Below are 12,544 nucleotides of genomic sequence, written 5' to 3'. Positions count from 1 at the left end.
GCAGAGCGCGCCGTGTGGCGCGTACTCTCCCCTTACCGTGGTGGACCGCATCGAGGCGGTCATATTGCGAATTGCGAATCACGGAGTTGACGGGCGCGTGCCGAAGAGACTCCGGAAGGTTTCGCATTCGTATGCCCATCGCCAGTACTGATCACGTCGTCGTGCCCGAGAACACCGAGGACACCGACACCACCACCGTCGTCACCACTGACGTCACCGACGTCGTCACCGACATCACCGACATCACGGACGTCGTCGACGTCACCACCGACATCGACGTCACCGACGACGGCGACAGCGTGGACAGCACCCCCGAACTCACCTTCGCCACCCTCGGTCTTTCCGAGGGCGTCGTGCGCAAGCTCACGCAGAACGGCGTGACCAGCCCCTTCCCGATCCAGGCGGCGACCATCCCGGACGCCCTGGCCGGCAAGGACATCCTCGGCCGCGGCCGCACCGGCTCCGGCAAGACCCTCGCCTTCGGTCTGCCGACGCTGACCACGCTGGCCGGCGGCCGGACCGAGAAGCACAAGCCGCGCGCCGTCATCCTGACGCCGACGCGTGAGCTCGCCATGCAGGTGGCCGACGCGCTCCAGCCGTACGGGGACGTCCTCGGGCTGAAGATGAAGGTCGTCTGCGGCGGCACCTCCATGGGCAACCAGATCTACGCCCTCGAGCGCGGTGTCGACGTCCTGGTCGCCACCCCCGGCCGGCTGCGCGACATCATCAACCGCGGCGCGTGCTCCCTGGAGAACGTGGAGATCGCCGTCCTCGACGAGGCCGACCAGATGTCCGACCTGGGCTTCCTGCCCGAGGTCACCGAACTGCTCGACCAGATCCCGGCGGGCGGCCAGCGGATGCTGTTCTCCGCGACCATGGAGAACGAGATCAAGACCCTCGTCGACCGGTACCTGAAGGACCCGGTCCACCACGAGGTCGACGCCGCCCAGGGCGCCGTCACGACGATGTCGCACCACATCCTGGTCGTGAAGCCGAAGGACAAGGCTCCGGTCACCGCGGCCATCGCCTCCCGCAAGGGCCGCACCATCATCTTCGTCCGTACCCAGCTGGGCGCGGACCGGATCGCCGACCAGCTGCGCGAGGCGGGCGCCAAGGCCGACGCGTTGCACGGCGGCATGACGCAGGGCGCGCGGACGCGGACGCTGGCCGACTTCAAGGACGGCTACGTCAACGTCCTGGTCGCCACGGACGTCGCCGCGCGCGGTATCCACGTCGACGGCATCGACCTGGTGCTGAACGTGGACCCGGCCGGCGACCACAAGGACTACCTGCACCGGGCCGGCCGTACGGCGCGGGCCGGCCGCACCGGCACCGTCGTGTCGCTGTCCCTGCCGCACCAGCGGCGCCAGATCTTCCGGCTGATGGAGGACGCGGGCGTGGACGCCACGCGTCACATCATCCAGGGCGGCGCGGCCTTCGACCCGGAGCTCGCCGAGATCACCGGCGCCCGGTCGATGACCGAGGTCCAGGCCGAGTCGGCGGGCAAGGCGGCCCAGCAGGCCGAGCGCGAGACCGCCCAGCTCACCAAGGAACTGGAGCGGGCGCAGCGCCGGGCCTCCGAACTGCGGGAAGAGGCGGACCGGCTGGTCGCCAGGGCCGCCCGCGAGCGGGGCGAGGACCCGGAGGCGGCAGTGGCCGAGGCGGCCACCGAGGCGTCGGCCCAGGCCGAGATCTCGCTGCCGGAGCAGCAGACCGCGCAGGACACCGAGCGCTCCGACCGCCGGGACGGCTTCCGTCGCGACGACCGGGGCGACCGCGGTGGCGACCGTGGCGGCCGTTCCTTCGAGCGCCGTGACGACCGCGGCGGCTTCAACCGCGGCGGCGACCGTGACCGCGGTGGTGACCGTGGCGGTTTCCGTCGTGACGACCGTGGTGACCGCGGTGGCCGTTCGTTCGAGCGTCGTGACGACCGCGGTGGTGACCGTGGCGGTTTCCGTCGTGACGACCGGGGTGACCGCGGCGGCGACCGCGGTGGCCGTTCGTTCGAGCGTCGTGACGACCGCGGTGGCGACCGTGGCGGTTTCCGTCGTGACGACCGTGGTGACCGCGGCGGCGACCGTGGTGGTCGTTCCTTCGAGCGTCGTGACGACCGCGGTGGCGACCGTGGCGGCCGTTCGTTCGAGCGTCGTGACGACCGCGGCGGCTTCAACCGCGGCGGTGACCGTGACCGCAACGACCGTCCCGGCTTCCGCCGCGACGACCGCGGTGAGCGTGCCGGCCACCGTGGCAGCGACCGTCCGTTCAACCGCGACAGCCAGGGTGAGCGCCCCGGCTTCCGCTCCGGCGCCTCCCACGACCGCCCGCACGGCCGTCGTGACGAGCACCGCGGCGGCGGCTCCTTCGGCCGCCGCGAGGACAAGCCGCGCTGGAAGCGCAACGGCTGATCCCGGCACACCGGACTGACGTAACAGGGCCCGTACGACACCCGTCGTGCGGGCCCTGCCGCATGTGGAGGGGACACATCCGGGTCCGTCGCACCGATACCCGATCAACGACGCGCCCACGTCCCGCTATGCTCGTGGAGGCAACATCGCCTGGGGCCCTTAGCTCAATTGGCAGAGCAGTGGACTTTTAATCCATTGGTTGTGGGTTCGAGTCCCACAGGGCCTACGGATGCGGGGGAGGGGATACCCCTCTGACCTGGTCTTCAGCGTCCGGGTCGGCTTCGGTCGGCTCGGGCGCTGCTTCGTTTTCGGGCCCTTGCGTGAGCGATGCGTGAGCGGATGTGCCCGCGGTCAGGCAGTGTGCCCCACGAGCTGGCTGTCTGCCGTGGCCGTCTCCATGAACCACTCGGCTTCCGCCTTTGTAAACGAGTGGAGCACTGAGGCGGTTGTCATGAGGTCTCCTGGGGCTGGAGTGGTGGAGATCCGCCGATGGAGGTGGCTCGGTGGGTGCCGTTGGTCCGGCGCCGGCGGGGACACGCGTCAGGCGGTCTCGCCCGGATGCGTTCGGTCGACGGGCGGCCTGCTGGCCTCCAGCCAGGAGCAGCCGCGGGCCGACGCCCCGCGCGGGATCGAGCGTGAGGTGCAGACGTGTCCCTCTCCCCGACGGGCACGCCGGATAACTGCGCTGCTCGCCCCGGCGAACAGCAGCCGGAGGACATCGGCGACGTGCCGGGCCACTTCGGGGTCCATGGAGATGATGCGGGCATCGACTCTGCTCTCGCTGGGAACGTCGTCCGGTGGGTCCGCAGACGGAAGCGGGTACGGAAGGTGCACGGATTCGGTGGTCATGAGGCGGAACCTGACCTGGGCCGAGGAACGGCTCGCGTCGTGTCGCACGTCCCGTGTCGTGCCGCGGGCCGAGGACGAGACCAGTCCTGTCACCGGTGTACGACGTACCCTCGTCCCTCCCCGCGCTACTCCTGCCTCGCGTCACAGCCGTTCCAGTTGTTGGCGGCGTACCGTGGAGGTACCGAGGGCAACGCGTACTCAGGCTGTCACGCCGGGTCGTCCTCGGCGAGAGACGAACTCCGTACCTGCCCGAGCGGTCGGCGCGGAGACGGGTCGGCATTGTGTCCTCCGCCATCGAAGCAACTTCGCGCAAGTTCAGTGTCTGTGCCGTCCTGTGCGCCTGCCGGGCGGAGGCGTGATGGCCCTGCGGCGGCTGGACATCCACCGGCGGGACAGAGGGGAGCGGGCCCTCGTCACGCTCGCCGGTGAGATCGGGTCGGCCACAGCGCCCCTGCTGCGGGCCGCGCTGGACCAGTGTCTGCGCGACGGCGTGACCGCCATCGACGTCGATCTGACGACGGTCGGCTCCTGCGATGCCAAGGGCCTGAACGTCTTCCTGACGGCGTCACGGCGCGCCGGCCGGGTACACGCCTCCCTGCGGCTGCACCATCCGTGCGCGCAGATCACCCGGCTGCTCGCCGCCACCGGCTCTACACCCCTGCTCCTCGCGGTCCCGGCGCTTCCGGCGTCACCCGCCCTGCTCCGCGACCTGCTGGAGACGGCCCCGTCGGGTCCGCCCGCCGTCGGGACGCCGATGGCGGGCGGCCGCGCCAGTGCGCCGGTCGTCAAGGACGGGATCCGCCTTCGCCGACTGAGTCGTTGGCAGGCGGAGGGGATGAGTGAGGACATCGCCGACCTGGCCATGGCGTCCGTCGCGGGCACCTCCGGGGAGGCGTACCAGGATCGGGGCGACTTCCTGCGGCGACTGGCCGCCAGCGCCCGACGGCCCGGCTTCGCGCTGCTGGTCGCCGAGACGACGGGGCTGGTCGGATGCGCCTTCGGCTTTCCGATGAGCCCCGGCGCCCGGTCTGACCGAGGACTGCAGGAGAGCATTCAACGGCTCACTGGCTGCGCCCGGTTCCTGCTTCTCACCCAGGTCGTGGCGCATCCGCACGCCCAACACCTCGACATCGCCCGCTGTCTGCAACAGCGCCTGCTGGCCGACCGGCACAATGCCCTCGCAGTCGCCCTGCTTCATCCGGCCGACCAGGCCGGGCAGGCCGCCCTCGAGTCCTGGGGTTGGCGGAACCACGGAGAGATGATCGGGCTGCCTGGTCCGGTCGCCCCCTGCGTGCTGGGCCTGTCCCGGGAAACCGCGCTTTCGCACGGCGCCTGCACCTCGCGTCGTCGGCCCAGGCCGGGAGTAGCCTGAGAGGCACTGAGAGCATGTCGCGCGCACGACCATGGCGGCGCCGTTCCCGGCGAGTGACGAACGCGGGCAGCCGAAGGCCATCCGGGACGGGATCGCACGATGGATGCCATCACTCCGCCCGCTGGAGCACGTCCTCGGCTGACGAACACACCTACCGGATGCCCCTGCCCCGGCTGAGCCTCACGCCGGACGCCGGCCACGGCCGGCTGGACGGAGCGTGGTGGCCGCGATGCGGCGCCCTGGAACTGGAGTTGCCCGCGCTCGTGGGCTCATTGGACCCGGGCCATGGCACCGTCACCCGTGTGACCGTAGGCGCAGCGGCTTGGCCCGACGCCCCACAGACGGAAGCGCGCGAGTTCCGGGAATCCTGGACGCTCTGGCCCGTGAACCTGCACGCAGACCGCGATACTTCCCTACCTCGGGGTCGGGTTCCGCGCTCAGAACGGGCTCGTGGCCGAGCCGCCATATCGGCGTGCGGGGTCGCCACCAGCGGGCAGATGCGACGCTGCCGTCTACAGCCCGGCACTTTCTGCAGCGCCGAGGGGTAGCAGGTTGTCCTGGAGTGTTTTCGGCAGGATGAATGGGAGCCACTCCGGCACTGAGGTCGAGAGCCACGTTGCCCCATCCGTGGTGGGGATGGACACGACGCAAGTCCGTGATCGGCAATGAGATGGAGAGCCACCTCGATCGGGTGATTTCTGGCTGTGGCGTGATGGCTCGACGCGCGAATGCCGGATGTGCGGCAGCCTCCTTGCTCCGCTGCACCGCTATGCCTCCAACGCTGCCCTGTGACAGAACTACACACCGCTGGCGCCGCGGTCCGCGCCATACGCTGCCATCAACTACGCGTGGGTTCCTTGGTGGCTGGTGTCAGAGAGGTAACCTCGCCCATCTCTCCCCCCGCGGTAGCGGTTGAGGCCACGGCGGTGGCTGAGGCAAAGGCGGCGGCCAGGGCGGCGGCCAGGGCGGCGGCCACACGGCGATCACTACTGACATCCGTTCGGTGAGATCCATCGTGCACCTGCCAAGAGATTCACGGGCTGTGGAGTGGAGGAGATGAAGGTCCATCCCGGTGAAGTCAGCCGGGTCGTGCAGATGACGGGCGACTGGCGGGCCGAGGCCAGGCGGGGTGGGTCGAACTCGGCGGTGCTCCGCACCGACGGGCTGACCGGTGCGGGCTAAACAGGGCCTGTGGCGCCGCCCTCGGCCTCCTGGATCCGCTGGCTCTCCGCGTCGATCGCCAGCAGGGGCACCGCGTCGGGGATTTCGGGGGTGGTGCCGGTAGCGGCGAGGATCATCGCAGCCGGCATGCGGTTGCCGGTGCAGAACCAGCGGCGCTTGTGCCACAAGAACTCCAGGCCGCTGTCCCGTAGGGAAGGTGGCGGGGCCGGGTCACCGCCGAGCCCTTCACCCGGGAGGCGGATGCCCCGCAGGCCGGACAAGCCCGCGCCGACTCGTCCGCCGTGACCGATGGACCCGGCCTCTGCCGCCCTCGGGCCGCTCGACACGTGCGACGGACACCCCGTCGAGGTCGAGCAGCAACGTCGTATCGTTGACCAAGCCCGTGGCTCCTGCGTGATCGTTCTGCGTCGAGAACAGAAATGATCAGGTATGACCACGGGCGCTCTGCATTCGGATGCCGACAACCACCACGACTGTCACCATCGTGACGACAGGCCAGCACCGCCAGCCGAGTGCACCACTCAAGTTCGAAGACCCGTCAAAGCGCCCTGATATCCGTCACCCTGAAACCGCCCGGCGAGCTGTATCCGGGAGTACCCTGAAATTACCGAGGGCATTTCGCATAAGAGTTTCTAAGCTCCTGTCGTTCTCGGCGATTCACAACACCGGGCCGGTGTACACCGGCCCGGGGACAGGTCCGCGTCATGACCGCGACCATTCTGTATACGTCGGCGGTCGAGGAGCGGGCCTTTTCGCTGCCGCTACGTCTCGCGCTCGCCTCAACGGACACCCCTGGTGCTCTTCTGGACGGTGCGTGGTGGCCCCGCTCCCGCGACCTGGCGGCGGAACTTCCTGCGTTGACAGCGGTGCTGGATCCCCTGTGGGGGCGCATCACCCATGTCACGGTGAACCCGACCCTTTGGCCGGTCATCCCACGGAAGGTGCCCGTTGACGGGCACGTGGTGAGCGTCGGCTGGTTCAAGGCCGAGCAAGACCCCCACAAGCTGTTGCTGCTCTCCTACACCGTCGGCCGCTGGGACCTGCTGGTGATTCCGCCGCAGACGGATCCGGCCGTCGCCGCCTGGCTGATGACCGCGGCTACCGGTCCGCTGCGCAGCCACACAGCGAGTGATCTGCTGGAGAGGGCCGAATTCCCACGGATGGTGACAGAAGCCGACCAGGCCCGAGAAGCGGTCTGGGACTCCGAGGGCGGCCACGGCGCCCGTGTGACCGCGCCGGCACACTCAGCGTGATCCTTGAAACGGCCCCGGTGAAACCGCCGGGGCCGTCCTTTCAGGCGCAACACGTGAGAGTGCGCAACCCACAATCCACGGTACACCTGCAGGTAGTTTCCGACGTGATTCCGTAGGCTGACGCGAAGCATGAGCACATTCTGCTCGGACCTCAGGCACCGACGACCGGGCTCAGCAGCCGGCAGCGCCCGGCCGCCGGCAGAGTGCCTGCTATTCCGCATGACCCCGCCACTGCCCCTGGACACGGAACCAGAGTCCGGGAGCGTAGATCGATTCGACGACGGCGGCTTCGCCTTTGGTCACCCTGAGGATCCGCAATGCGCCGCTCGGAAGCAGGTCGTACTCGTACGCGGCGGGCGACTCACCTTCGGTGACGTCGTCGTAGGAGATATCTGCAGCCGCCGGCTCCGCGTATTCCTTGGGGGGCCGGTTCTCCACCAGCTTGATGAACACGCTCATACCTTGACGATAGATCCATCGCGGTTTTCTCGCGTGACATGCCAGATCTCACCGCCAACGGCCGCACCACCAGTCGGGCGGTATCGGCTCATTCCAGGGTGGCAAGGTGGTCGGCGGCGCCCCCGCGCCACTCGATCAGGAAGAGGGTCGCGTCGTCGCTGGTGATCCCGCCCCGCTCCCGGATCAGGGTGTGGGAGAGGGAGCGCACCACCGCCCGAACCCCTTCCTCGGCGTGCTCGATGCGGTTGACCCAGGCGATGAGTTGCTCCTCGCCGAACTGCTTCCCGCCGGCTTCGTGCTCCTCGATCAGGCCGTCGGTGAAGCACAGCACCCGGTCGCCGACCTGGAGCGTCTGCTCGCTGAGCTGGGGCTCGTCGCCGCCGAAGCCGACCGGCAAGGTGGTCGCACTCTCCAGTTGCCGGACGACCTGGTGGTTGCGAATCAGCAGCGGCGCGGGGTGGCCGGCGTTGACCCATTGCAGGTGGCCTGTCGCAACGTTCAGGCGCATCATCTGTGCGGTGACGAAGTGCTCGGGCCCGAACTGCCCGGCGATGGCCCGGTCCATGAACGCGTAGATCCCGGACAGCCCGACGTCGGTGCGTCGGGCGTGCCGGTAGGCGCCGATGGCGACGGTCGCCATGGTGGCGGCGTCCAGGCCGTGGCCCATCGCGTCGACCATGGCCACGTGCAGGATGTCGTCGTTGAGGGCGTAGTCGAAGCTGTCGCCGGCGACCTCGTAGGCGGGCTCGAGGATGCCGGCCACCGCGACCTGCGGAGTGGACATCGACAGCGGGGGCAGCAGGGACCACTGGATCTCCGCGGCCACGCTCATCGGCTCGCGCCGTCGGGTCTGGAAGAACTGGTCGGTGTAGCTGTTCTTGGTGACCAGCACGTGGGCGGCCAGGCCGGCCAGTCGGTGCAGCAGCCGCCGGTCGTCGTCCTCGACGGTGTCCAGGGTGAGGGCCAGCACCCCCACCTGGTCGCTGCCGTCCAGCAACGGCAGGTATATCCGCACCCCGTCGGCTTGCGGCACCTCCACAGGGGTCGCATACAGGAAGGCCGTGCCGGCGTGGGAGTCACCGATCGGCGCGGGCTCGCCGGCGGTCAGCCGCCTACCCGGCAGCGGCACCAGCATCAGCTGTTCGTAGTCCTGCAGGAGGATCGAGACGTCGCGGCCACCGACCCTGGCCACCTCTTCCGCGATCAGCGGGGCGATCAGCTGCGGTGGCATCTCGTGCGCCCGGTCCAGCAGCACCCCCAGCAGCCGCTCACCGAACCCTTCCGACCGGTCCACCATGGCCTTGTCAGGCCGCCGCCCACTGTCCGCCACAGCCGCTCCCTTTCACCACAGCAGAGCCGGTTTCGCCCGCTGGGCGGGCCTCTTCAAGGGGCCGCTCACCAGGCGGCTGGCCTCGGCCTTGGGGCTTGGGACAGACCCGGCTCACCTTGCAGATCCGCTCGAAGACCCACTCACGCGATCTGTACGCACGGGTTCCTGACCGACTGTGATCAACCCGCACAGAGTGACGCGGCCGACTGGCCTAAAAGGCTCATTGCGCCAAAAGCGGCATGTCGCACCCGGTCGGGACAGGTGGCTCTCAGCTTCGATGCCCAAACAGTGGCTCCCGATCTCACTGTCCGAGTGGCTCTCATTCACCCTGTCGAAAACATCCTGGAGGCTGCGGTCCAGTGCGCTGGAGGTTTCCAGCGCATCCTGGGCTCTGGAGAAAACGTTCTGCGCGGATCAGGTAAGTGCGGAGGTTGATCCCGTTACTCACCGCGAGGGTCAGGGAGGCAAGTTCCTTGTGCGGCTCTCGCGTCGATCACGTACATGCTGGCCAGTGCTTCTCCGCCCGGGGCGAGAAACGGATGTCCCGCACAGGCGACAATCTTCATCGGCCCCACCGCGGGTGTCCGCTGGTGCGCGGGACAGCGGTGTCCGCGACCGCGAATCGTCTCAGCTCCGGTTCGCTCACCCGGATTCGCCGGTTCGGACACTCTTCAGCTGCGCCGGTCGGTGTCCTCGTCGGTGCCTTCTGTCTCGACGACCCGTACGGACCTTGCCGATCACCGTGTTGAGCGCCCCTCGGTGATCAGCCGTACCCGCTTCACCGGCCGGCCTCTGCCATGGGAGCGCGCGGACCGCTCCAGAAGCCCTGTGATGTCGCGGTGTGAGACCTGCCTATGCAGATAGAGGACCCGCGCGGCCGCTGACTGATGAAGCAGACGTCGTCCTTGCTCCGCGGTCGCGCGATGCGCTTCCCGCAGTGGAGGAAGCGCATCCCTACCTGCGGCCCGGTCTCAGCGGCTCCCGGGACAGCGCCGAGCCATCCGCCTCCTTCGGAGAGAGTTTCACCATCATGACCAGAAGTACCACGGTCCGCCCCCCGCCCTCGCAGACGTCCGGCAGTGACTTCGCCCGATTGTCGAGAAAGATCGCTGATGCCGGCCTGCTGGCGCGCCGCCCCGGCTATTACGCACTGCGGATCACGGTCGTGGCCGGGCTCTACGTTGGTGGGTGGGCCGCCGTCGCGCTCATCGGCGACAGTTGGTGGACACTGGCGGTCGCCGTCTTCCTGGCCGTTGTCTTCGGCCAGGTCGCCCTCCTCGCCCATGACGCAGCCCACCGCCAGGTGTTCCGCCAACACGCTGCAGGAACCCGCCCGTCAGTTCGCCGCCGCAGAAGGCCGTGGGCGCAGCTGGGAAGAGCAGCGGAACATTTTCGCCGGCGCCATGGCTGCCGTCGTTCTTCTCCTGCTGCTCCAGGCGATGATCACCAGTGACGTGTTCAAGGAGATGAGCGAGAACGCAAACACGGTGTCGGGGGCTGTCGCGATCACGTACTTGGTGTCCAAGAAGGCGTGGGCGAAGGCGAACCCGAAACCGTCCGACGAGGACGATGCACGGGGTCGGCAGGAATGATTCAAGGGCGTTGCTGGGCTGCCCGCTCGGACAGCCCAGCAGGTCCACTGGAACCGGGTAGCGGAGCTGCCACGGCTCGCCCTCGGCGCCCTCGGAGGAGCTACTGAAGCGTGCCTGCAAAGGCTCGTCGATCGCGGAGCAGTGGGCAGCCAAGGCGGTGTCGATATCGGCATCGACACCGGAGCCGAAGACGCTACGGAGACTTTCGTCGACTCCTGTTAATGCTCAATCCTGGTGCTCAGACCATCGGTCCAGCTCTGATCCGCATGGCGTGGATCGGTCGAGAACTGCCGCGCTGATTTTCGCCAGTCAAACGCTTGTCCCTCAGCAGTTGCTAAGCAAGTCTTGGCTTCGTGAGCGCATCCTCAGGACAGACAGGAGCACCGCTCCGATCAGCAGCCGGTTCGCGCCCTGCACCAACGAGGAGAGCCTAGGGCCGTGTCGGCCTCGTCGGCACCCCAGGAAAAGGGCTCGCTGAGACCTGTGTTCGTGCCTACCTGCGACTTCGTGGGTAAGAGCACGAAAAGGAGCATGCAACCTTCTGATCCGTAGGATCGGGCGGCACGCCGAAGTAACCGCTGAAGCCATCCAATTCTGAACGTCCATGTGAGTGACACTGCGCGACGGTGCGCCCTCGTTGCCGTCACCAGCGGTGACTCGGGGTACCAGCAACAACCTGCCGGGACAATCACTAGCTCTACTCTGGAGTTCCCGCCTACAGCAGCAGGCAACTCTCACAGCATCCGTGAGCGCTTGGCCGGGAACCGTCGATGTACAAGCTCACCCGACCGCAGTAGAAGCGGTCATCACCTGTCAAGCTGGCACTGGTGCAGCACTGAGCCTTTTCAGAGTCTCTGCCCAAGGGTGAGGTCTTGGCGATTGACGTCATGCGGTTGGGGTTGATGCGTGACCTGCGGAAGATCCGCCTTCGAACACCTCCCTCCACGGCACGGGAGCCTCGTGCGTTGCGCACCCCGCGACCGTCACCCGATCAGTGGCCACGCTGAAAGAGCTCACTGATGCGGGCGAATTGCCGCTCCGCGGTGGATCGCCGCACGGATGGGGGGCGGCCATTCGGCTCAACATTTTTCGTACATTCCTTGACGCGTATTGATTGATTCCGGCGACACCGCCCGAGGGAATCGTCGCCGGGGGCAGGCGCCTGCGTAATATGCCGCCGACAGAAGAGGCGATTCTGTTCGACGAGGAACGCCGGACGCCCCCCACAGGAGTTGGATACTCGATGACACTGAACATTTCCGATGCGCCACAACGGCGCACAATGGCGGCTTGGATCGCGGGGGTACTCACCCTGCTGGTCGCCGTTGCCGTTGTGGCAGTGACACCTACACGAGCAAACGCGGCAACATTTGTAGATCTGGGTACCGCGGAGAGCTTCGCGGTACTGGCCGGTTCGACGGTCACCAACGAAGGTAATTCCGTGGTCACCGGAGACATCGGCGTATCTCCGGGAACGGCCGTTACCGGATTCCCGCCAGGTACGGTGGTGGGCGGGTCGATCTACGCAGGCGCGGCGGCGGCAGGAGCGAAGGCCGACCTTGGTACGGCGTACGACGACGCTTTCGGTCAGCCCACGGAATTCAACCTTTCCGCGGCGCCCGTGACCCCCACCCTGCTTCCGGGCACCTACGCCGTCGAGTCCGGTCTCCTGGTCACCGGTACCTGGACCCTGGATGCCCAGGGCGACCCCGATGCCGTCTGGGTGTTCAAGGTTCCCGCGGGCCTGACGACGGCATCCGGAAGCAACATCGTTCTTCAGAACGGCGCCCAGGCGTGCAACGTGTTCTGGGTGACCGACGAATCGGCCACGCTCGGATCCGGCTCCACCTTCGTGGGCACCCTCATGGCGCTCACCTCGATCACTGTCAACAGTGGGGCGACCATCGAGGGCCGGGTGCTGGCCCGCAACGGGGCCGTGACGCTGAACAACAACGTGATCACCAGGCCGGAGTGCGAAACCACCACCACGACCACTGGTGACGCCGCGACTGGTGACGCCGCGACTGGCGATGCTGCGACTGGTGACGCCGCGACTGGCGATGCTGCGACTGGTGACGCCGCGACTGGCGATGCTGCGACTG

The 12,544-nt window shown here is 67.9% G+C and carries 11 protein-coding genes, 1 tRNA gene and 1 pseudogene; 9 read left to right on the top strand and 4 right to left on the bottom strand.

Annotated features, from left to right (window positions below; all coding sequences use genetic code 11):
* Nucleotides 1-131 precede the first annotated feature (131 nt).
* Nucleotides 132-2,405, top strand: a complete 2,274-nt coding sequence (locus ACIF80_RS29815) for a DEAD/DEAH box helicase (RefSeq protein ID WP_399810292.1) — start codon at nt 132-134, stop codon at nt 2,403-2,405.
* A 153-nt stretch (nt 2,406-2,558) separates the two neighbouring features.
* Nucleotides 2,559-2,631, top strand: a tRNA-Lys gene (locus ACIF80_RS29810).
* Between the two features lie 314 nt (nt 2,632-2,945).
* On the opposite strand, the gene ACIF80_RS29805 is transcribed toward ACIF80_RS29810, so the two are convergent.
* A complete protein-coding gene (locus ACIF80_RS29805; RefSeq protein ID WP_399810290.1) occupies nt 2,946-3,254 on the bottom strand; it encodes a hypothetical protein in 309 nt (102 codons plus the stop codon).
* Nucleotides 3,255-3,612: 358 nt separating this feature from the next.
* Between ACIF80_RS29805 and ACIF80_RS29800 the strand changes: the two genes are divergently transcribed.
* The 3 genes from ACIF80_RS29800 to ACIF80_RS29790 all read left to right on the top strand — a co-directional run bounded on the left by ACIF80_RS29800 (nt 3,613) and on the right by ACIF80_RS29790 (nt 5,808).
* Nucleotides 3,613-4,626, top strand: a complete 1,014-nt coding sequence (locus tag ACIF80_RS29800) for an STAS domain-containing protein (protein WP_399810288.1) — start codon at nt 3,613-3,615, stop codon at nt 4,624-4,626.
* A 14-nt stretch (nt 4,627-4,640) separates the two neighbouring features.
* Complete coding sequence (locus tag ACIF80_RS29795; protein ID WP_399810286.1) at nt 4,641-5,174, top strand: DUF5994 family protein; 534 nt, start codon at nt 4,641-4,643, stop codon at nt 5,172-5,174.
* A gap of 508 nt (nt 5,175-5,682) precedes the next feature.
* Nucleotides 5,683-5,808, top strand: coding sequence for a hypothetical protein (locus tag ACIF80_RS29790; RefSeq protein WP_399810284.1), 126 nt, complete (start codon nt 5,683-5,685; stop codon nt 5,806-5,808).
* Here the strand turns inward: ACIF80_RS29790 and ACIF80_RS29785 are convergent.
* A complete protein-coding gene (locus ACIF80_RS29785) occupies nt 5,805-5,975 on the bottom strand; it encodes a hypothetical protein (RefSeq protein ID WP_399810282.1) in 171 nt (56 codons plus the stop codon). The genes ACIF80_RS29790 and ACIF80_RS29785 overlap by 4 nt on opposite strands.
* A 537-nt stretch (nt 5,976-6,512) precedes the next feature.
* Here ACIF80_RS29785 and ACIF80_RS29780 point away from each other — a divergent pair.
* Nucleotides 6,513-7,061, top strand: coding sequence for a DUF5994 family protein (locus ACIF80_RS29780; RefSeq protein WP_399810281.1), 549 nt, complete (start codon nt 6,513-6,515; stop codon nt 7,059-7,061).
* Nucleotides 7,062-7,271: 210 nt separating this feature from the next.
* Here the strand turns inward: ACIF80_RS29780 and ACIF80_RS29775 are convergent, their stop codons facing one another.
* Nucleotides 7,272-7,520, bottom strand: a complete 249-nt coding sequence (locus tag ACIF80_RS29775) for a hypothetical protein (RefSeq protein WP_399810279.1) — start codon at nt 7,518-7,520, stop codon at nt 7,272-7,274.
* A gap of 88 nt (nt 7,521-7,608) precedes the next feature.
* Nucleotides 7,609-8,817, bottom strand: coding sequence for a PP2C family protein-serine/threonine phosphatase (locus ACIF80_RS29770; protein ID WP_399810530.1), 1,209 nt, complete (start codon nt 8,815-8,817; stop codon nt 7,609-7,611).
* Nucleotides 8,818-9,880: 1,063 nt separating this feature from the next.
* Here ACIF80_RS29770 and ACIF80_RS29765 point away from each other — a divergent pair.
* From ACIF80_RS29765 to ACIF80_RS29755, 3 genes and pseudogenes are all read left to right on the top strand, one after another.
* A pseudogene (locus ACIF80_RS29765) lies at nt 9,881-10,166 on the top strand (acyl-CoA desaturase); the annotation flags it as partial.
* Nucleotides 10,134-10,442, top strand: a complete 309-nt coding sequence (locus ACIF80_RS29760) for a hypothetical protein (RefSeq protein ID WP_399810278.1) — start codon at nt 10,134-10,136, stop codon at nt 10,440-10,442. The pseudogene ACIF80_RS29765 and the gene ACIF80_RS29760, both read left to right, overlap by 33 nt.
* A gap of 1,243 nt (nt 10,443-11,685) precedes the next feature.
* The coding region (locus ACIF80_RS29755) for an ice-binding family protein (RefSeq protein WP_399810276.1) at nt 11,686-12,544 on the top strand (859 nt) is incomplete at its 3' end.

Origin of the sequence: Streptomyces sp. NPDC085927 (assembly GCF_044540975.1) — a bacterium.
Lineage (GTDB): Bacteria > Actinomycetota > Actinomycetes > Streptomycetales > Streptomycetaceae > Streptomyces > Streptomyces hirsutus.
The sequence above is the reverse complement of the archived record's forward strand: the minus strand, read 5'-3'. Positions and strand labels throughout refer to the sequence as shown.